The sequence below is a fragment of the Maribacter sp. ACAM166 genome (assembly GCF_005771495.1).
Taxonomy (GTDB): Bacteria; Bacteroidota; Bacteroidia; order Flavobacteriales; family Flavobacteriaceae; genus Maribacter.
In genome coordinates this window covers 1-21296 of record NZ_VAUW01000031.1, presented here as the reverse complement: position 1 = coordinate 21296, position 21296 = coordinate 1, and the positions used below count along the sequence as shown (strand labels likewise).

Here is a 21296-nt window from a genome sequence, read left to right as displayed (position 1 = left end):
TCATAGGTAATTAAAGTGTTATTACTACAAAAACCTTCCTACAAGTATTTGGTTTAAAGATATAGTTATAGAAATGAAATTTAGTTTTTGTTAGGGACTTACTAACTTTATTATTGAACCAGCAATTATTAAAAAAATAGATTATTCTACTAAATTTTCGGGCCCTCGTTCTCCCAATAAATCTGGGCCAGCTTTCATATTGGCTTTATGCAACTCAACTACTCTCATTATTTTTTGTATTTGTTCTGGATATTGATTCGCAATATTAAATCGTTCCGAAGGATCTTCTTCCACGTTAAATAACAATGGAGGATTGTGTGAAACTTGTTTTGCTCCTTGAACATATACTTCTTGAGTAATCATATGCGCTTTGTAAGCTCCAACCCTAGCAGCAAATAAATCTCTTCCCAAATAGTAAAATAATTCTTTCCTTGGACTTTTGCCTTCACCAAACAAAACAGGACTTAAATCTACTCCATCTATTATTCGGTCATCAGGTACAGGTACTCCTGCAATAGAGCTAAAGGTTGTAAATAAATCCATTGTTGTACCCATTTCCATAACTACTTTCGGATTAATATTTCCTGGAGACCAAAAAATACCTGGTTCTCTAAATCCTCCTTCCCAAGTAGATCCTTTTCCATTTCTCAAGAGACCTGCACTTCCACCTGAAATTTCAGTAGGAAGCCAAGGGCCATTGTCTGAGGTAAATATAACCATTGTGTTTTCTGCTAATCCTTCTTCCTCTAACATTGCCATTATCTGACCTACACTATCATCGATTTCTTCTACAACGTCACCATAAAGTCCTCGTACACTTCTGCCCATTGACTCGTCTGAAGCAAACAATGGAACATGGGGTAGATTATAGGCCAGATACATGAAAAATGGCTTTTCTCTATTATCCCTAATCCATTTTGTAGTCTCTTCGGTGTAACGTTTCGTCATTGTGCTTTGATCAACTGGGCGTTCAATTATCTCTGTGCCACGATACATAGGAACATTAAAATCGGCAGGAGTTAAATCTTTATATTCTTCGGTCCAAAGTTTCCAATAATCACCGTAAGAAGTTAGCTTTCTAGTCAAATCCATATCATTTGAATAGGGTATACCATAGTAATAATCAAAGCCATGATTTACTGGGAGGGACTCGGGCTTGTGTCCTAAATGCCATTTCCCAACCATTCCTGTAGAATATCCTGCCTTTTTAAGTTGCTCCGCAATTGTGATTTCTGATTTTGGTAAGCCATTTTTGGAATTAGGATGTAATACCCTGACTACATTACTGGCCATACCACTTCTCAAAGGAAGTCTGCCGGTAAGCAGCGCAGCCCTACTTGGGGTACATACACTTGCTCCCACATAAAAATTTGTCCATTTTTGACCTTCAAAGGCCATACGATCTAGATTAGGGGTGTTAATTGTGGGATGTCCATAAACACCTAAATCGCCGTAACCCATGTCATCCGCAAATATGATTACAAAATTCATTGGTTTATCTTCGGCTGAAGTTTCATTAACAGCGATTCCCTTATCTTGGTCATTACATGAAAATGTTAAGATTACCATCCCAACAAATAGAGCCTGTTTTATGAAACTTAATTTTTTGTTTTTCATTGTATTACTTTTTTAATAATTGAGATTAACATAATGCCACTAAAAAGGTGCAGTGAAATATTACACTACACCTTTAACAACTAACTAAACAATTGCCTTCACACCTATAAATTTCAAGTATCAGCAATAACAGTATAACTCAATTTCTATTTACTAAATCTTTTATCAAAGCTTTATCAATTTGTGCTTATCCAAACAATCCACTATGTAGTAATTTCTGCGTTTTAAAAAACTTACCAGAAATCACTTGTATCCTTATATTGATTACCGCATTTGACCTAGTTATATCATTCAAATTGACGATAGGCCTTACTTTAATTCTTACGCTATCTTTACTATAAAAACTGTAATTATAACTCAACTAGTTTTAAACTGGTTTCACACTCGTGGCTGAATAATTATGGTATTTTTTATAGATTATTGTAGTTTCTACTCATTATCCTTTTGCCAAGGGACTTTTCCGCTATTTTGGATGTGCTGCATTAAAATAGCATTCAGTTCTTCATACTTATCTTGTTGCTCATCAATAAGATTATGTTGTTCTTGAGGGTCATTTTTTAAATTATAGAGTTCATAACTTTCATAAGGACTGTTTTGCAATAGTTTCCAATCACCCTTGCGAAGTGCATAAATTGCTTGACCGCCATATTTAGTACCTCCTTCCCTTCTTGTAAAGTAAAAAGATCGGTCGAGGTAATCTGATTGATTTTCGTTTATCAACTCGGAATAAAAACTTTGCCCCTCTATCGTATTCTTAGGTTTCGACCCTGCAATTTCAAGTAACGTTGGGTAAAGATCCATTGAGATTTGCATTTTGTCGGAAACGCTACCGCCCATTATTTTGCTAGGCCAGCTAATCGCTGTTGGCACTTTCAAACCACCTTCATACATACTTTGTTTACCATCCCGCAAGGGACCGTTATTTGCTTTGCTTGGTAAATGACCGCCGTTATCACTAGAAAAAACAATGATAGTATTTTCATATTGACCACTATCTTTTAAGGCTTGTATCACTTTTCCGATTCCGTCATCCATATGCTCTATAAAGGCGATTAACTTAGCTCTTGTTTCATCGATTCCTTTCTCTCTTTTTCTCACTTTATCAAGCCATTCTTTAGGAGGTTGTACTGGAAAATGAGGCGCATTATAAGCTAGATACAGAAAAAAGGGGCGATTATCGTCTGCTTGGCTCTTGATATAGTCAACTGACCAATCGGTAAAAAGGTCTGTTGCATGTCCTACCGGGTCGATTACCTGCCCGTTAAGACGCATATAGTTGATATCATGGCGACGATGTGTCCAATAGTCGTCCATCATATCGCCTAGCCAACCTTTAAAATAGCCGAAGCCACGTTCTATGGGAGTATTCGGAGATTCAAGGCCCAAATGCCATTTTCCTATTAAGGCAGTAGAATATCCTGCCATTGAAAGCTCTTGAGGCAAAAGTGTCGCTTTTGGATTTAAATAGCCCCAATTATTATCTGGATTGGTACGAATAACGCCTGGAACACCTACATAATCTTGATATCGGCCGGTAAGTAACGCCGCTCTTGTTGGAGAGCAAACTGGACAATTTGCATAGAAATTGTCAAAACGCATCCCCGATGATGAAATCTGGTCGATATTCGGGGTGCGAATGTCCTTAGTGCCATAATACGATACATCATGATACCCTTGATCATCAGTAAAAATCAACAGTATATTAGGTTTGTCAACAATAGTCAAACTAGAGGTCTGTGCGACAGACGTTAACGAAAATATTACGGTAGTAACTACGCAATAAAAGGATGTTTTAATTTTAAAAAACATATTATCTAATTATACGATGACCTTACTCTCTATCTACTAATTGGTCTTTACCTTTAACCATTTTTGACTTATGAACCCCTACCACGTCACTTATTTCACTAAGTATTTCAGGATGGCCTTCAGCTATATTAAATTGTTCTGATGGGTCTACAGCCAAATTGTATAGTAGGGGTGTACTATGCTCTTCCTTAGGACCAAACTGCCCATATTCTCCTTGGGTTATAAAATGTGCTTTATAATCTCCTACCCTAACGGCAAATAGATCTGGTCCCCGATAGTAAAAAATATTTTCCCGGGGGCTAGGCTGCTCATTGAATAAGGTCTGGCTCAAATCCAATCCGTCTATCATTCTATCTTTTGGTATTGGTACACCTGCCATTTTACTGAAAGTGGTAAACAAATCCATTGTTGTTCCTAATTCGGTTATTAATGCTGGTTTAATCTTGTTAGGAGACCAAAAAATACAAGGTTCGCGCATACCGCCCTCCCAAGTCATTCCTTTTCCTGCTTTCAGTAGCCCAGCACTACCTCCATTAACGCCAAAAGACAACCAAGGACCATTGTCAGAAGTAAATACTACTATTGTATTTTCGGCCAAGCCTTCATCTTTTAAAGTAGTAATAATTTGACCAATGCCATAATCAATTTCCTCAACTACATCACCATAAAGTCCACGGTCACTTTTACCCAAAAACTCTTTAGATGCAAACAAGGGTACATGTGGTAGATTATGCGCTAAATATAAAAAGAATGGCTTTTCCTTATTTTTTTTTATAAAGGAAATAGCTTCCTCCGCATATCTTTTTGTAATAGTATTCTGATTGGCAGGTCGTTCGATAATCTCGGTATTGCGCATCAATGGCACATTGAAACTTTCAATTTTAATGTTATCGGGTTTCAACCAAAAATTCTTATAGTCCTCCATCGTATTGATTTCGGTAACGTTGTCCATATCATTACTATATGGAATTCCGAAATAATAGTCGAATCCATTATTGGTTGGTAGATATTGCTCTTTATGACCTAAATGCCATTTACCGATACAAGCCGTGCTGTAGCCTACCGTTTTCAATTGTTCAGCAAGTGTAATTTCTTCCGTTGGCAATCCATTTACTGAGTTCGGAAACAAAACCCTGACCTTATTGCTGGTCATACCGCTTCTAACAGGTAGGCGACCTGTTAATAATGCTGCCCTACTTGGAGTACAAACACTTGCACCAACATAAAAATTGGTCCATTTCTGACCTTCATTAGCCATTTGGTCCAGATTTGGGGTTTTAATTGTCGGGTGCCCGTAAGAACTCAAATCACCATAACCCAGGTCATCGGCAAAAATTATAATAAAGTTAGTTTTCTCTTGAGCGTTGCCACGATTAACACAAAGAAGTAGTCCGCATATTGATACTAACAATAACTTTGTCAATTTTCCTATTACGGGTAATATATTATCACATCTGAAATTCTTCATTCTCTAATAGTTTAGTTAATAACCCGGATTTTGAACAAAATTAGAATTGGCATCTAATTCTAACTGTGGAATTGGGAACAACACATGATAGTCCTGTGCGTTTTTACCTCTTGCTTGTGCCTTAGAGATAAACACTTCTTGCCTAATTTTGATCCTCCCGAGCTTTTCCTTCAAAGAAAAATTCCCAACCCCGTTCTTGTAAAATTGCAGCTCGGAGAGAATCCTTGGTGTAACCTGTTAAAATCAATTCGGATGCTCCTGCTCTAATCCTTACTTGATTGATTAGATTTATGGATTCTTGGCTAGGACCATTGATTTCATTCAATGCTTCTGCGCGACTTAACAAGATATCAGCATATCTAATGGCAGCAAAATCATTACTTGCCCAAGGTCCGACTGCAGTTGGTTCGAATGGAAATTTATTTGGAAACGACTGATCATTTCCAAGTCCCATGACCAACTCACCACTTTGGGTGCTGACCCATTCGGTAATAATCTGACTTGTCCTAGTATCAGAAGCTTCAAAGGAATTTACAAAATCATCGGATAAGTATGTCCTAGCTGCGAAAACAGCATTATTGCTAAATGGTCTAGGAAAATCAGGTGGGTAAGTTAATGCATTAAGACCATTACCTGTTTCCCCGCCACCAGCACCATTTTTTGGGAGTACCCATATGACTTCTTGATTTTCTTCATTATCAAAGGCAAAGACATCTGAATACGTATCAAGTAATAAGTATTGATTCAGGTCAATAATATCTTGGGCTGCATCAGCAGCCTTTTGCCATTGTTTACTATTCAGATAAAATTTACACAAAACTGCCAATGCAGCACCTCTTGAGGCCCTTCCAAAAGCTGGTGACTGTTTGGGTAATGCACTTGCTGCCATTGTGAGTTCCTGTTCAATAAAGGTGCGAGTTTCCTCCTCGTTCGCCCTTGGAATTAAAGGGTCTTCACTAGAAGAACGATACAAAGGAAGTGGACCATACCAATTGAACAAAGCAGCATAATTCCATCCTCTAAGAAAATGGACCTCTGCTTCTGTCAATTTCTTAAAGCTTTCTGAAAAATTGTCATTATCCAAATTATCCAATACGATGTTTGCATCTCTAATACTATTAAAATGTACGCTCCAAGTTGAAAAAAAATGGCCATGGTTAGAATCCCATGTAAAATCCATTTGGGCCACCCATAAATTCTCAATTGACCCACCAGCACCTGTGGTCTCACCAGCAGTCATACTCTCCATATGGAAAGGAGCCCAAAAATCTTGTGCGCCCCGTCTTTGGGCAAAGGCATAGGATGCATTTAAAACTGCCGATAGTCCATCTTCGGAAGTAAACAATGTTGAAGGAGAAAGTTCTGAATATACTTCTTCTTCCAATTTATCATCACAGGCAAAAAAACATGCCGTGATGAGAACGATAAATAATATTTTATAATATTTCATTTTATCTAAATTTTATGATTATGATTTTAAAAATTAGCTGTTACCCCTAAAAGAAAGGTTCGGGCTAGGGGATAGCTACTATAATCTATTCTGACATTGCTTCGGCCTAATGAATTAGCCTCAGGGTCAAAACCAATATAATCCGTTATAGTAAAAATGTTCTGACCTGAAATATAAACACGCAGTGCATTAAGGAAATCTATGTTGTCAATCGGTATATTATAGCTCAATTGAACGTTCTTTAAACGGAGATAGGACGCATCCTGTACGGTCAAGGAATTTACCTTGCTAGCCCCATAAGAGTTTGGATCAACAGAAGAAGGCCATTTAGCATCCGTATTTACAGGTGTCCATCTATCCGTAATTGTTTCTGCTAATCGGTTTCTTCTAAAATTAGCAGGATATAAAGACTCTATAAGGTTTACATTAATTAAATCTACTCCAGATTGCCCTTGAAAAAAGAAATCCAATTGTAAATCTTTCCATGTTATGGAATTCTGAAATCCATATGTAAAGTCCGGCAAAGGACTACCTATTATAGCTTGGTCTAAAGGCGTGATTGCCCCGTCTCCATTCCGATCTTCAAAAATCGGAAAACCAGGTTGGGAATCTGGTTGCGCTGAGTTTGCAATGTTATCGCTCTCTTGAAAAATTCCGGTAACAACGTATCCATAATAGGAAGCTAGTGGATCTCCTTCTCTTATGATAGCCGTATTTCCTACGGCTTGTATATTTCCGGTTACAATACTTTCAATTCTTCCTAAATCGACCACTTTATTATTAATTGCCGAGAAATTAAACGAAGACTTCCACGAGAAATTATCTGTAGAAATATTTGTGGAAGAAATGAGAACTTCGATACCACTGTTTTCTACCTCTCCAACATTGGACAATATTGATGAGAAACCAGATGATGCTGGTAAAGGAAGATTGAACAATAAATCTTTTGAGTTCTTTTTAAAGTAATCTAACGTACCGCTAAAACGCCCACCGAGAATTCCCCAGTCTATTCCCACATTAAACTGCTCTGTCGTTTCCCATTTCAAATCAGGATTAGCAATTCGGCCTGGAACTACAGACCCCTGTAAAACCCCTCCTAGAACTGCATTTGGACCTGAGCCAAAAGTCAATTGGGAAGCAAAATTTCCAATTTCTTGATTTCCTGTCTGTCCCCAACTTGCTCTAATTTTCAATTGATTAAATGCATCTGGTATAAATTCTTCCTCTTCCAATTTCCAACCAACGGCAAAAGATGGAAAATATCCCCATTTACTATTTTCACCAAAACGGGAGGATCCATCCGCTCTTATAGAAGCGGTCAATAAAAATTTATTGAAAATATTATAATTGACCCTTCCTAGATAGGATAATAACGTATTTTCTTCCTTGTTACTATTGACTTCATCGTTATTGGTATCTCCCAAACCAAGATTATTGGTTTCGATATCATCTGTTGGAAAGCCACTTATTTGAGCGGAGACAAAGCGACTGCTAAACTTTTGAAAGGTACTACCTCCAAGTATTGTCAAACTATGATTCTCATTGAATTCTTTGTTGTAAGTCATAGTATATTCAAAAAGGTAATTTGATCGTTCTAAAGAATTGATATTTGCGATTCCTCCAGAAGCAGCACCGAATATGGTTTGGGAATCATTATAAATATCCCTCCTAGACGTTTGCCTATCAGTTCCAAAATTGAATTTTCCGGATAAAGCATCCGTAAAATTGTAGTTTAGAAATGCACTTCCAAAAGTTCTATTAGTCTCGTTTAGACTGGTTATTGCATCTATGACGAGTACTGGATTGTTAATTGTCAAATTAGATGATTGAGCGAAACTTCCATCGGGGTTGCGTATTGGTTCTGTCGGATCGTAAAGCAAAGAAGAGTATATGGGTCCACCATTTTCATTGGTTTGTATACCATCCACATTATTATTGTCTTTTATCAGACTTGTATTAAAATTTAATCCAATTGTTGCTCTATCGCTAAGTTTAGATTCGAGGTTAATTCTCCCCGTATATCTTTTAATTCCTGTATTCTTAACGATTCCGTTTTGATTAAAATAGTTGAAGGAGGAGTAGTAGGATGTATTTTCAGATCCACCACTTGCTGAAAGGTTATGGCTTGTTATTGGTGCAGAGCGTAACACTTCATTTTGCCAGTTTACCCCTCTGCCTATCGAACTAATATCCGCAGCACTGAAAACCTCTCCATTACCCCTTTCACTTGACAAGGTGTTTATTGCGTCAATATATTGGTCAGTATTCAGGACATCTAAATTGGCTACTTTGGATTGCAGACCCGCATAGGCATCATAAGTAACGTTTATGCGGCCTTCCCTACCTTTTTTAGTAGTAACCAAAATGACACCATTCGCTCCCCTTGATCCGTAAATTGCAGTAGCGGAGGCATCTTTTAGTATTTCTATGGATTGAATGTCAGCAGGATTTAAAGCGTTTAAGGGATTTCTAGGGCTTTGATTGTTGCCTACTTGGGCTGCACCACCTGACCCAAGATTAGGACTATTATCAATTGGGAAACCGTCAATTACATACAAAGGCTCGTTGCCTGCATTTAATGAACTTGACCCTCTAATACGAATGGAAAGACCTCCGCCAGGAGCCGAGCTAGATTGGGTAATATTGACCCCAGCCGCCCTACCTAACATTAACTGGTCAACTGATGCATTTGCTCCAGGGTTTAAATCATCTTGACCTAAAGATGTTACCGCTCCGGTTAGGTCACTTTTCTTTTGAGTTCCATAGCCAACTACTACAATTTCATCCAAGGCGGAAGCACTTTCTTGAAGCGTGACATTCAAACTCGTTTGTCCTTTGAGAGCAATTTCCTTTGTTAAAAAGCCTATATAAGAGAAGACTAAAATAGCATCGCCATCTGCAGTTGTTATAGTGAAATTACCATCAAAGTCTGATTGTGTCCCATTCGTAGTTCCCTTTTCAACAATATTCGCACCTGGTAAAGGAGTACCTAGATTATCTAAAACTTTTCCTGTAAGCGACAACCCCTGAATAATAGTATTAAGTTTATTTTTAACGGGTGGTTTAGAAATTTTATAAACAGTCACTTGCCTATCAATAACAGTATATTTTAAATTATAGCTGCCCAGCAAAGGTTCTAGGATATTTTGTAATGTTATCTTCTTTTTGGCCAATGAAACCTTTTCATTAACGGGAAGAATACCATCCTTATAAAAAAAGATGTACTCACTGTTGTTTTGAATCTCATCAAAAAGCATCTCAAAGGATACTTGTTCAACGTTAATGTCCATGGTTGTCTGAGAATAAGTCTCGTTTGCCATAACCGTTGTTAATCCAATTGTTATAAGAATTGCGAGCGTTCTCATGATGGTATTGATGATGTGCCCTACGGTATTATTACCAGAATAAGGAACGTTCCTTAAGGAATTATTCATAATTTTGTGGTTCAATTAGTTAATTATTGTTTTACTAGCGATAATTCTACTATTTAGCCAGTAAGTGTTGGCGCACTTGCTGGTTTTTTTAATTTAAGTTATATCATTGACTCTTGATTTTAGGATTAGTTTTTTTAGTTAAAATAATATTTCCGTTCTCTTTTGTTACCTCAATTTTAGTGGTTTTACTGATAATTTCGATTACCCGATCTAAATCTTCTTTGAGGTCAAGCTTCCCGGAAAAAGTTTCTCCAGCCAGTTCCGCATCAGAAATAGTGATATCTACGTTATAGTATCTGGATAACTTAGCTGTTAAATAATCAAGTCTATCTTTTGCCAGATTTACATAACCCTCTCTCCATGCAAAATAATCATCCACATTAACTTTTCGTCTTTCTACTTTTGCAGTATAACGATTATAACTAGACAAAGTGCCAGGAGTGATTTTATACGACTTTGATTCATTCCCTTCATACGTTATTTTAATACTACCGCTTTTTAATACCGTATTCATTTGAGTATCTTCGACGTAATTTGAAATATTAAAAACGGTGCCCAAAACTTCGATTTCTTGGTTCTTTGATAAAACCTTAAAGGGTATATCCTTATTATGAGCTACTTCAAAAATAGCCTCTCCTTCAAGATATACTTCCCGTATGTCTTTTTTGAAGAGTGCAGGATAAACAATTCTTGACCCAGAATTGATCCATACTCTAGTGCCATCTGAAAGTGTAACATCGGTTCGTTTTCCGTATGGTACTAGAATAGTATTAAAAATGGGCTTTTTATCAACCATTGCCTGCTGCTCATAATCCTTTCCTTTTCCCAGATTAACATTTTTTCCATTGGTTGAATATTTAATTGTACTATTTTCTTCCATAGAAATATTTTCTCCATTTCCCAAAACTACAGTCACCTTATCGGAATTAATTATATCTACTGTTGAGATTTCGCTAATGATATTTTTTAAAGATGGTTCTTCTGGCTGATAAACATATTTAAATATTCCAAAAATCAGAATAATACTGGCTGCTGCCATTAAAAGATATGTTTTGTTAGGCCAGCGCTTTTTTTTCATTTCTGTAGCCGATGTTATCAAACGCTCACGAAGTGCTCGCTTTTCCATTTCAGATAATGGTTTATTGGTCTTTGAATTCATAAAATGATTTAAGGGCGTATCGCAAAATTTAGTATACAAACTACCCATCTACTTATAAGAGTAGTGAATACAAGTACATAGACACGAAAATGAATAATTATTTTTTTATAGAAATATGGAAAGTGTAGAGTTTCGAATGGTTTTAACAGCACGATATATTAAGGTTCTGGCAGAAGAAACGCTTACACTCATAATATCGGCAATCTCGTCATAGGACTTCTCTTCTGTAAAACGAAGTATTAAAATGTTCTGCTGATGTTCGGTAAGATTGGTAAGTGCCCTTTTTAAAAAACTAGAACGTTCATCTTTATGTTCTTGTTGAATTAGTTGTTCTTCATGAGAATTGACAACTTTTAAATCAATTGGAATATTGTTGTTATTATCATCCCAGTTTGGTCTTAAATGTGTGATTTGAAATTTATTCTGCTTGTATAATTTTCTTTTGAAAGATGTTATTAAATAACCAGCAATGCTTCTAACCTCTGCTAGATGTTCATGATATTTATATAGGTCTAAAAATAAATCATGAATATGATCTTGAACAAGATCTCTACTCCCAATCGTTTTCATTCCAATAGCAAATAGTTGGTCAACATATAAATCGTATAGATTACCCAAGGCCTCAGGATCTCCACGTCTCAATTCTAGCCAGATTTCTTTCTCTGAATCGCTTTCAATACATAATTTTTGATTGGCATTATCCATCTTGGTTGGTTTCATAAATTTTTGTGGAAACAATCATAATTAAAGAAATTTCAATTTTGTTAATAACATATTATTAGTGATTGATAACTATAGAAGAACATTCAAATATATTATATTTTTGAGAATTTAATAATTTTAAGGTACATAATATAAATTAAAACTATTTGTGAATTATCTAATTAACTACAGTATCCTATGTTAGGAATTGGTTGTATCTATTTCTCCTAAATTAAAATGACTTAAATATATTATTAAATTTTCCTCATTCCTATGTCTATAAAATAAAAGTTATATCCTCCTTAGATAAGAAACCTAGAACTATAAAAGAACAGTACAATGAAGCGAAATATATCCTTAAGAATATCAATTAAACTACTATTATCAGTTTTTATCTTCTTTTTTTATGTGAATTTTGATGCTTTAGCTCAAGGGGAAATAACGAAAGAACCAAACATCGTTCTGATATTTATGGACGATATGGGATATGGAGACTTGACTTCTTATGGAGGGATTGGTTATGAAACTCCCAATATAAATAAATTGGCAGCGGAAGGTATGCGCTTCACTAACTTTTACGCGGCCCAGGCCATATGCAGTGCTTCTCGTGCGGCTATCCTTACTGGATGCTATCCTAATCGTATTGGAGTAACGGGAGCCTTATTTCCAAATTCCAAGATTGGTTTAAATAATGATGAAGAGACCATTCCGGAAATCTTAAGAAAAAAGGGCTACGCTACCTCAATGGTAGGCAAATGGCATTTGGGCGAATCGGAACAATTTCTTCCACTTCAGCATGGATTTGATGAATACTTTGGTTTGCCCTATTCGAATGATATGTGGCCAGTGGATTATGATAACAAACTAGTTACTGATTCTTCATCTTGGAGATCCAGGATGCCACCTTTACCATTGATAGAAGGAAACAAAACTATAGAATATATTCGCAATATTAGCGACCAAAATAGGCTTACCAAGCGTTACACTGAAAAGGTAATCAATTTTATTGAAAGACATAAAAAGAAACCTTTTTTCTTATATTTTGCTCATTCTATGCCCCATGTTCCTTTGGCCGTATCGGAACAGTTTAGGGGTAAAAGCCTGCAAGGTTCTTACGGTGATGTAATGATGGAAATAGATTGGTCCGTTGGTCAAGTAATGAATACCCTCAAAGAGAATAATATTGATAAAAACACCTTGGTCATCTTTACAAGTGACAACGGTCCATGGCTTAACTTCGGTAATCATGCCGGCTCATCCGGAGGTTTAAGGGAAGGGAAACAAACTTCGTTTGAAGGTGGCCAGCGAGTACCTGCCATAGTACGTTGGCCTAATTTAGTGCCAGCTGGAACCATAAATAATAAATTGGCCTCTACCATAGATCTTTTGCCTACTTTTTCGGTAATTGCAAACGCCAACCTGCCTGTTAAAAAGATTGACGGTGTAAATATCCTTTCTTTGTTCAGAGGGGATGAAGATGCAAATCCACGGAATCACCTTTACTATTATTACAATAAGAATAGCTTGGAAGGAGTTCGTATGGACTCTTGGAAACTTATTTTACCGCATTCTTATCAATCATATGAAGATGAATTACCCGGTAATGATGGTTTTCCAGGTAGTCGGCATTTAGACTCCACCGGATTAGAATTATATGACCTTCGACGAGATCCTGGAGAGCGTTTTAATGTAAAAGAACAGAATCCAGAAGTGGTGAAAAGTATCATGGACCTTGTTAAGGTGGCAAGAGAGGATTTGGGAGACGACCTCACAGAAAGAGAAGGTAATAATAGACGTAATCCTGGAAGGATAAATTAAAATGAATTCTTATAAAGTGAAAATTGAATAATTCAGGTAAATTGTTTTTTTTCGGTCTATCCAAAGAACTATAAAAATGTCTTAGGTAATTTTTTGGGTTAGATGAAAACCATTTATTACTGGGATAAGTATTAAATGGGTTTAATCATGTTGAGTTAGCCTAGTTTTTTTTGAAAAAGGGATGCTGGTTTTTTAATATCCCTTTTGTGTTAATCGATGATTACTAATTAGTAATTCATTTTTGATAAGACTTAAATTTCAGTCCCAAAAAATAGCAGATTAAGGACAGTTTTTCTGGAATGTGTAATCTTTCGTCCAGGTATCTCAACGAATTTTGTTTTAGAATAAACTGATTACAGAGTAAGGAAACAATATTCAATAATCTTATTGAGAAAATGGTCATTATTATATAAAACAAAATTAATAAGCAATTAACTTCTGACCTCTACTATTGCATATAAAGTATATATTAAATGGTAATTTTTAAGAAGTAAAAATTAAAAGCCGTGGCAATAATGGAATATTTTAAAGGGAAAGATTTTGAGGCCGGAAAATTGGAACTTTCAGATATGTATACGATCGCAAATGAAAATGGCGAATTAGCTTTAAAAAGGGGGAAGCAAAAGTTATTTGAATCTAGGGTCAATCAATTTATCTAAAATATGAAGCAGAATACAGTATTAATTTATTTGGTAACACTTGTTGCAACATTAGGGGGGTTGCTTTTTGGCTATGATACAGCTGTAATCTCAGGAGCAGAAAAATCAATTCAAGCATTTTTAATTGATAGCCAAGGCTTAGGTTCTTTTTTACATGGTATTACGATTTCATCAGCGTTAGTAGGTTGTATAATTGGAGGTGCTCTATCAGGAATTGTAGCTTCTGCCTATGGCAGAAAATACGCTTTGATCATTGCAGGTATTTTATTTCTGCTGTCTGCTTTAGGTTCCGGAAACCCGGAATTCTTGTTTTTTGAAAAAGGCGAGCCATCAATGGGCTTACTTTGGATGTTTAATTTCTATCGGGTTATAGGTGGTATTGGTGTTGGTTTGGCATCAGCGGTATGCCCTATGTATATAAGTGAAATTGCTCCAGCTGACATTAGAGGTAGATTAGTTTCCTTAAATCAATTTGCTATTATTTTCGGTATGTTAGTGGTGTACTTTGTAAATTGGGGTATTGCTGATGGCCAAACCATTGAATGGGTTAATGAAATAGGGTGGAGGAGAATGTTTATTTCTGAGACAATTCCTGCATCTATATTTATCATACTAATGTTTTTTGTGCCGGAATCTCCAAGACATCTGGCGTTGCAACATAATGACACAAAAGCATTGTCTATTCTTACCCGTTTCAACGGAGCAGAAAGGGCTTCTCAGATACTTAATGACATCAAAAATAGTGTAGAGACTTCGAAGGCAAAGTTGTTCTCATATGGTAAACCAGTCATAGTCATTGGGGTATTATTATCGCTCTTCCAGCAATTTGTAGGTATTAACGTAGCCTTGTATTATGCACCCCGTATATTTGAAAGTATGGGAGCAGCTAAGGATGCTTCGATGTTACAAACAATTATTATGGGATTGGTAAATGTATTGTTTACGGTCATTGCCATTTTAACTGTTGATAAGTGGGGAAGAAAGCCTTTATTAATTATAGGTTCAATTGGAATGGCAATTGGAATGATTGCTATTTCAACCTTGGCTTTTTTAGATATTATAGGTATTAGCACCTTGGTATTTATAATTATATATACAGCTTCTTTTATGATGAGTTGGGGGCCAATTTGCTGGGTACTTATTTCAGAAATATTCCCGAATAAAATTAGGAGTCAAGCAGTAGCTATTGCTGTTGCGGCCCAATGGTCGGCTAATTTCTTTATTTCTTCAACCTATCCGCCAATGATGGAATTTAGTAATGGCGGAACGTATCTATTCTATGGAGTAATAAGTATTCTTTCTGCTTTTTTCGTGTGGAAGTATGTTCCCGAAACCAAAGGAAAAACCTTGGAAGAAATGGAAGGTATCTGGAAGAAAAATTAATTTAAAGCATCTGTATATCTAATTGGATACTCAATTTTTGATTGGATTAATCTATAGATTATTCGAGAAAAATAAACAAGAAAACAGACCAACAATCAGCGAATAAAATTAGTGGACTCTCTACAAAAAAGCGGATAATTAGTTAGGAGTCGTGCTGCTAACATTCGGACTGGCCATTTGGTCTAAAGGGGTAGATTACGACCAAGAAAAAATACTTGAGGATGATATAGCCGTCTAGTCTTTTGTTAAGTTTATACTGGTATTATCATCGAATCTGAACGGAAATAATAGTACATAATCGGTAGGAGGTTTTGTCGGTGAACCGAAGCATGATTAAAGGTTTAATTATTAGGATACTATAGGCTGACAGAATTCTTTTCGATATTTTTAAATTTAATCCATTCTTAGATTCTATTATCTACCCTATTATTATTTTAGTATCTTCTACTTAATAATTTAAAGTCAACTCAAGGTAACCATTAGGAACCATCGACAACCCTAACTACTACCCATAAACTATATCGCCTACCATAGGCAACCATATTGCCAACCATTGACTACCCCTATTTCATACCCAAGGTAATCATATCACCTACCCAGAGCTACCCATTTGCTTACCGGAATTAATGTATTGCCAACCCGAGATTACCTACGGCTACCCTATGGCTTACCCGAGATCACTGTATTGCATACCCAGGGCTACACATTTGCCTACCCGAGGTACTTCAATTGCCAACCATTATCAACCATTGCCTAACCAAGGCTACCCCTATCACCAACCCATTATAACCATTATTACATAACGTTAAATGTATTACTTAACCAACACTACCCTATCCTATACCCCTAATACTAAATTTATCCAACCCAGAATTACCATAATTCCTATCAGATTTTACATTAAAACCAACTAAACGTATCCATTACCAAGCAGAAACAATCATTTTATCTCCCCATAGTTATCATCTTACCTTTCAGTGCCTACCTGAGAAAAGCATATTATCTACCAAAACATACGCTCTTAAAATTACAAAGGGAAATCATATTATCTAACTGGGCCTACCCAAGGTAACCGAATAGCGAATAGATATTCAATTGCCAAAACATTTTTATTTAATTGTGTTTATACCCCTTACTTTTTGCTATTTTTGACTAAATAAGTTGTCTAATCAGCGTATACGCTAACGGATACGATTTTGGAGGAAAAAGCTTGAAAAAGACCTAAAATATGAGGTTTTGTAAAACTCATAACCCGAAGGTCGCTGGTTCGAGTCCAGTCCCCGCTACGAAGGCTTAGGTCAATGAAAACAACGGTTCGTATACGCACAAGCCGTTTTTTTATGCCTAATTTTAAGGAACTAATTGCTATTTAACACGAAAATGAATACGATTTACCTGTAAAACGAAATTTTTACAGACCTAAAATATATTCGGACAATGGTGATTTAACAAAGCGCTGGTATGTCTATTTCTCCTATCGTGAACCTAAAAGCGGAAAGCTAAAACGTCAGACACCCTTTTATGGAGATGCCAATACATACAAAACCAAAGAAGATTGGTTGTCCATTTTAGTTACCTGTAGAAAGGTTTTACTACGATTATTGAAACAAGGCTATAATCCGTATACTGATAATACGGAATTACATCGTAAATTAACTAGTAAGAATAATGCGGTTAACAATCCAATCTTAGTAAAGAAGGAAATTAAAGATTTGAGTATTGCAGATGATAAGCTAAATATGACTATTCAAGAAGCTTTCGATTTTGGAATTAAACTCAAATAAAAGGTAGTGAACAAAACGACTAAAAGGGGTTATGAAAGCAAAATAAGTTTGTAATTGTTTATCCTTTATTTGAACTTTCAGGTATTAATCAATTGATTTGATTATTGGTATCAATTCTCTATTTTCTGGCGGATTCTTAATCCTAATGTTGATTTTTTTGTAGTCCCATGAACCATTAATCCATTCTGCTGAAATATCAAGTATTGCTTTTCCATTTTCTCCAAATATTTTAATCGTAGACTCAACAGCTTTATTATTCTCCGAATAGTGAATTGCTCCATTTATAATAGCCATCTTTCCCATAGGTTCAATTTCTCCCAATATTTCTCTTACCCTACTATTGCTCTGAACTTTCTGAATTGCAATACTGTAAAGACTTGAATCAGTATAAGCTTTTCCGTAATCGCTAAATAAACTACCTAAACCAGATGATGATATAAAAAATATAAATAAACAAAATAATAAGAAAACTAGAATTAACCATTTCCAATTTCTCTTAAACCAACTTTTCTCAATTATTAAATCATTACACATTAACTCATTTCAATTTATCCTTTCACAGGAACACCAAAACATTTAGTTTCCTCTAAATATTTTAAAAACCAAATCCTTGGTTAGTTGTTGTCCTTTTGCTCTTTCACGAATAGAATCGTAACTAAACCTAAAATCGCAGCCCGCTTTATATTGGCTACAACCATAAGCTGTTTTTCCCTTAATAATAGTTCCTTTGTTGCATTTTGGACAGCTATTTTCTTCGGAAGACCTTGCTGAAACCTGAACACTTTTAGTGTTTAATTGTTTTTTAGGTTCCAATTTTAGTTTAAAATTTTCATCTAGTCTAATAAGTCCTTCAATAAGGGAATTATTAACTTTAAAGCCTTTTAAATTTACGGTCGACCCTTTTTGCAACAGTCTAATGTACTGTTTTTCTGAAATGGCTTTACCTTCAAACATAAATGGCATAACAAAATCGCAATTCTTTTTGAATTGTGAACAACCATAAGCAGATTTTCCTTTAAGGACAGCACCATCCTTACATTTAGGACATTTTTCGGATGCTATTCCACTTGTTTTCTTGGCTACTACTTTCTTTGTACCTGCAGGCTTATTATGTACTGCCGAAATATTAGCTTTCTTAGTTTCGCTTCTAACTTCGTACACTAAATGATCTACCATTTGTTTCATTTGCTTAATAAAACTTCCAGCACTAAATGTTCCTTTTTCAATATCTTTTAACTGCTTTTCCCATTTACCTGTGAGCTCGGCTGATTTCAATAATTCATTTTGAATGACACCTATTAACTGAATGCCAGTATCTGTTGGAATTACTTGCTTTTTATTTCGTTTTATATATTTTCTTCGGAATAAAGTTTCAATAATATTAGCACGTGTAGAAGGCCGACCAATACCGTTTTCTTTCATAATTTCACGAAGTTCATCGTCGTCAACCTGTTTTCCTGCAGTTTCCATTGCGCGCAGAAGTGAGGCCTCGGTAAATTGGTTTGGTGGTTTAGTTTGCTTTTCTAAAAATGAAGGTTCGTGTGTTCCTTTTTCTCCTTTTATGAAAGTTGGTAACATTCCAGATTCCTTAGTCGAAGAATTTGGGGTTTCAAAAACAACACGCCAACCTTTTTCTAAAATCTCTTTTCCTGTAGTTTTGAACTTTACTTTTTCAGCTTTACCAATAACTGTAGTATTAGAGACTTTACAATCTGGATAAAATACAGCAATAAAACGGCGTACAATAATATTATAAACCTGTTGCTGGTTGTATTGCAAATTCATTTGCTGCCCAGTTGGTATTATTGCGTGGTGATCTGTTACTTTACTATCATCGAAAACTTTTTTAGTTTTCTTTAGCTTTTTACCATGTAAAGGAGCCGTTAAGGCTGCGTAATTGGTTAAATTTTTAAGTGTCTCAGGTACTTTTGGGTACACATCATTTGGTAAAAATGTAGTATCTACTCTAGGGTAGGTTACTACTTTTTGTTCGTATAATTTCTGGATAATTTTCAATGTTTCATCTGCACTAAAACCAAATTTAGTATTACAATAGACTTGTAAACCCGTTAAATCAAATAGCCTTGGCGCATATTCATTGCCTGCTTTTTTTGCTGTAGAAACAATTTCGAAATCGTGTTCTTTTACAATTTTCGCCAGTTTCTCTCCATCTTCAACTTTAAGAAAACGCCCTTCTTCGTAGCTAAATAAAGTACCACGATAAAGTGTTTGCAATTCCCAATACGGTTGTGGTTTAAAACTTTCTATTTCCTTAAACCGATTAACTAACATAGCTAATGTTGGTGTTTGCACACGACCAACAGATAATACTTGTTTGTAACCACCATGTTTTAAAGTGTACAAACGTGTTGCATTCATACCTAAAAGCCAATCTCCAATAGCACGAGAAAAACCTGCATAATATAAATTATCGTAATCCGCAGATGGTTTTAAGTTTTTGAAACCTTCTTTTATGGCTTCGGTCGTAAGCGACGAAATCCAAAGTCTTTCAACCTTACCTTTATAATTCGCTTGATTTAAAACCCAACGTTGTATTAATTCTCCTTCTTGCCCAGCATCACCACAATTTATAACAACTTCTGCTTTATCGAATAATTGTTTTATAATTTTAAACTGTTTTATAATACCCGAATCTTTAGTTACTTTGGTTTCAAAGCGTTCTGGTAGCATTGGTAAATTGTTTAGATCCCAACTTTTCCAATGTGGTTTGTAATCGTTTGGCTCCTGAAGTGTGCAGAGATGCCCAAAAGTATATGTTACAGCATAACCATTACCTTCATAATATCCATCATGTTTGGTGGTAGCCCCAAGAACGGAAGCGATTTCTCGTGCTACAGATGGTTTTTCGGCAATACAGACTTTCATTTTATGTATTGAAAATTAAAAAATTTGAAATAAACTTTAGCCAAATTACATGAAGTATAGCGATTCAAGCGGTCGTGATTATTTATGAATTGAAAACTCACAATAGGTAGACTTTTTTATTTGAACGGGTATAGAAATAGCTTGAATTAGTAAAATATAAAAAAAAATCGCTAAGGCGCAGTTCTGCGGTTTTTTATTTGGACTATTTAGCTAAAAGTAAAACTTATGCTAATGCTGCAGAATATCCATAAAAAGCTCCTTTAACAAGAAGAGTTATTGTAGTTTTCTTTCTCTTACCAAATCTTCTTATCTAGTACGCCAAAGTGTTATAGCCATTTGCTTGTAATTGAAGCATCCTTACCGAGGCGGTCGGGGTAACGTTGAGACCTTCAAAAAGCGTCTCTTCCGCTACGCCTAATTTTTCCATCGCAACACTGCATACACTTACCTTGACTTTTCCCTTATATTTTTGAAAAAACTTTTCCAGTTCGGAATTTTTGACCAATTGGTTCACCACCTTACCTTTGACCACAATTTCGTAATCCTCTATTAGAACACCGTTTTTAATGAGCAGATCATACATACTTAATACTCCCTTAAAATGCCTCTCCGTGGTGAGTACAAAAGCATATTTAGGTGTTTTTTGCAAATCTGTAATGGCTTGTTGGTCTAATTTTTTTTGACCGTGGACTTCTGTGGCAGTAGCAACCATCACCATAATAACTAAAAGGGTTCGGAAAATATTATTCATAAATTCTATTTTGATGTATATACTTTATATAAAAATACAGAATTAAATTGCCATTCTTTATGTAAGCCATGAGAAAAACTAGACCCCTGAAAACCACCCTTGTATTCGACCACCAAATGGCCAATGAGAAAATAAAAAAAACTCTAAAGCCCCCTACCAAAAGTGAAGTATTGCCAAAGTGGACTTACTATATTTAACTGGACTTAGAGTTAAGAGCGTGTTAGCTGTTTAAATTAACTTTGAAAAATTTCAAGAGAAAAAAGAAATTACACCTTTGATTTTAAGGAAAAAGCTATGGAACTCAGTTACGCACGTGGTAGCGTTATTGAGATATGCAGGGAGCTGGATATACCTACATCAGTATTGAGCCGCTGGC

16 protein-coding genes are annotated in these 21296 nt (G+C 35.6%); 5 read left to right on the top strand and 11 right to left on the bottom strand.

Features of this window, described 5'->3' with window-relative positions:
• Positions 1-141: 141 nt before the first annotated feature.
• The 8 genes from ES765_RS16585 to ES765_RS16550 form a co-directional block, all read right to left on the bottom strand.
• Entirely contained in the window at positions 142-1617 is a 1476-nt protein-coding gene (locus ES765_RS16585) for a sulfatase (RefSeq protein ID WP_212744250.1), read from the bottom strand.
• Between the two features lie 429 nt (positions 1618-2046).
• Entirely contained in the window at positions 2047-3426 is a 1380-nt protein-coding gene (locus tag ES765_RS16580) for a sulfatase (protein WP_138115435.1), read from the bottom strand.
• 22 nt (positions 3427-3448) lie between these two features.
• Positions 3449-4894, bottom strand: a complete 1446-nt coding sequence (locus tag ES765_RS16575; protein ID WP_138115433.1) for a sulfatase — start codon at positions 4892-4894, stop codon at positions 3449-3451.
• Positions 4895-4909: 15 nt separating this feature from the next.
• Positions 4910-5029 (bottom strand): RagB/SusD family nutrient uptake outer membrane protein, encoded by a 120-nt coding sequence (locus tag ES765_RS22610; RefSeq protein WP_171017337.1) that lies wholly within the window; start codon positions 5027-5029, stop codon positions 4910-4912.
• A 7-nt stretch (positions 5030-5036) separates the two neighbouring features.
• On the bottom strand, positions 5037-6344 hold the full coding sequence (locus tag ES765_RS16565) for a RagB/SusD family nutrient uptake outer membrane protein (RefSeq protein WP_138115430.1): 1308 nt from the start codon (positions 6342-6344) through the stop codon (positions 5037-5039).
• 26 nt (positions 6345-6370) lie between these two features.
• Positions 6371-9778, bottom strand: a complete 3408-nt coding sequence (locus ES765_RS16560) for a SusC/RagA family TonB-linked outer membrane protein (protein ID WP_138115428.1) — start codon at positions 9776-9778, stop codon at positions 6371-6373.
• A gap of 103 nt (positions 9779-9881) precedes the next feature.
• On the bottom strand, positions 9882-10937 hold the full coding sequence (locus ES765_RS16555) for a FecR family protein (RefSeq protein ID WP_171017336.1): 1056 nt from the start codon (positions 10935-10937) through the stop codon (positions 9882-9884).
• Between the two features lie 105 nt (positions 10938-11042).
• Positions 11043-11657: an RNA polymerase sigma factor gene (locus tag ES765_RS16550; RefSeq protein ID WP_138115424.1), complete on the bottom strand. Its 615-nt coding sequence runs from the start codon at positions 11655-11657 to the stop codon at positions 11043-11045.
• 321 nt (positions 11658-11978) lie between these two features.
• Here ES765_RS16550 and ES765_RS16545 point away from each other — a divergent pair, with 321 nt between their 5' ends.
• The 4 genes from ES765_RS16545 (at position 11979) to ES765_RS16535 (ending at position 17283) form a co-directional block, all read left to right on the top strand.
• A complete protein-coding gene (locus ES765_RS16545) occupies positions 11979-13457 on the top strand; it encodes a sulfatase (RefSeq protein WP_138115422.1) in 1479 nt (492 codons plus the stop codon).
• A 515-nt stretch (positions 13458-13972) separates the two neighbouring features.
• Complete coding sequence (locus ES765_RS21840; RefSeq protein ID WP_171017335.1) at positions 13973-14116, top strand: hypothetical protein; 144 nt, start codon at positions 13973-13975, stop codon at positions 14114-14116.
• Positions 14117-14119: 3 nt separating this feature from the next.
• Entirely contained in the window at positions 14120-15499 is a 1380-nt protein-coding gene (gene xylE / locus ES765_RS16540; RefSeq protein ID WP_138115420.1) for a D-xylose transporter XylE, read from the top strand.
• A gap of 1559 nt (positions 15500-17058) precedes the next feature.
• Positions 17059-17283, top strand: coding sequence for a hypothetical protein (locus ES765_RS16535; protein ID WP_138115418.1), 225 nt, complete (start codon positions 17059-17061; stop codon positions 17281-17283).
• An 84-nt stretch (positions 17284-17367) separates the two neighbouring features.
• Here the strand turns inward: ES765_RS16535 and ES765_RS16530 are convergent, their stop codons facing one another.
• The 3 genes from ES765_RS16530 to ES765_RS16520 all read right to left on the bottom strand — a co-directional run bounded on the left by ES765_RS16530 (position 17368) and on the right by ES765_RS16520 (position 20920).
• Positions 17368-17817, bottom strand: a complete 450-nt coding sequence (locus ES765_RS16530; RefSeq protein WP_138115416.1) for a cytochrome c oxidase assembly factor Coa1 family protein — start codon at positions 17815-17817, stop codon at positions 17368-17370.
• Between the two features lie 42 nt (positions 17818-17859).
• On the bottom strand, positions 17860-20169 hold the full coding sequence (locus ES765_RS16525; protein ID WP_138115414.1) for a DNA topoisomerase 3: 2310 nt from the start codon (positions 20167-20169) through the stop codon (positions 17860-17862).
• Positions 20170-20479: 310 nt separating this feature from the next.
• Entirely contained in the window at positions 20480-20920 is a 441-nt protein-coding gene (locus tag ES765_RS16520; protein WP_138115412.1) for a DsrE family protein, read from the bottom strand.
• 246 nt (positions 20921-21166) lie between these two features.
• Between ES765_RS16520 and ES765_RS22985 the strand changes: the two genes are divergently transcribed.
• Positions 21167-21296, top strand: a 130-nt coding sequence (locus ES765_RS22985; protein WP_171017339.1) for a transposase, incomplete at its 3' end; no start/stop codon positions are given.

Bases quoted from the DNA above. Each gene is read 5' to 3' on its own strand.
- ES765_RS16550 (WP_138115424.1), bottom strand. From the start codon at position 11,657: ATGAAACCAACCAAGATGGATAATGCCAATCAAAAATTATGTATTGAA.
- ES765_RS16575 (WP_138115433.1), bottom strand. From the start codon at position 4,894: ATGAAGAATTTCAGATGTGATAATATATTACCCGTAATAGGAAAATTG.
- ES765_RS16565 (WP_138115430.1), bottom strand. From the start codon at position 6,344: ATGAAATATTATAAAATATTATTTATCGTTCTCATCACGGCATGTTTT.
- ES765_RS16585 (WP_212744250.1), bottom strand. From the start codon at position 1,617: ATGAAAAACAAAAAATTAAGTTTCATAAAACAGGCTCTATTTGTTGGG.
- ES765_RS16525 (WP_138115414.1), bottom strand. From the start codon at position 20,169: ATGAAAGTCTGTATTGCCGAAAAACCATCTGTAGCACGAGAAATCGCT.
- ES765_RS16580 (WP_138115435.1), bottom strand. From the start codon at position 3,426: ATGTTTTTTAAAATTAAAACATCCTTTTATTGCGTAGTTACTACCGTA.
- ES765_RS16545 (WP_138115422.1), top strand. From the start codon at position 11,979: ATGAAGCGAAATATATCCTTAAGAATATCAATTAAACTACTATTATCA.
- ES765_RS16520 (WP_138115412.1), bottom strand. From the start codon at position 20,920: ATGAATAATATTTTCCGAACCCTTTTAGTTATTATGGTGATGGTTGCT.
- xylE (WP_138115420.1), top strand. From the start codon at position 14,120: ATGAAGCAGAATACAGTATTAATTTATTTGGTAACACTTGTTGCAACA.
- ES765_RS16560 (WP_138115428.1), bottom strand. From the start codon at position 9,778: ATGAATAATTCCTTAAGGAACGTTCCTTATTCTGGTAATAATACCGTA.
- ES765_RS16530 (WP_138115416.1), bottom strand. From the start codon at position 17,817: ATGTGTAATGATTTAATAATTGAGAAAAGTTGGTTTAAGAGAAATTGG.
- ES765_RS21840 (WP_171017335.1), top strand. From the start codon at position 13,973: ATGGAATATTTTAAAGGGAAAGATTTTGAGGCCGGAAAATTGGAACTT.
- ES765_RS16555 (WP_171017336.1), bottom strand. From the start codon at position 10,937: ATGAATTCAAAGACCAATAAACCATTATCTGAAATGGAAAAGCGAGCA.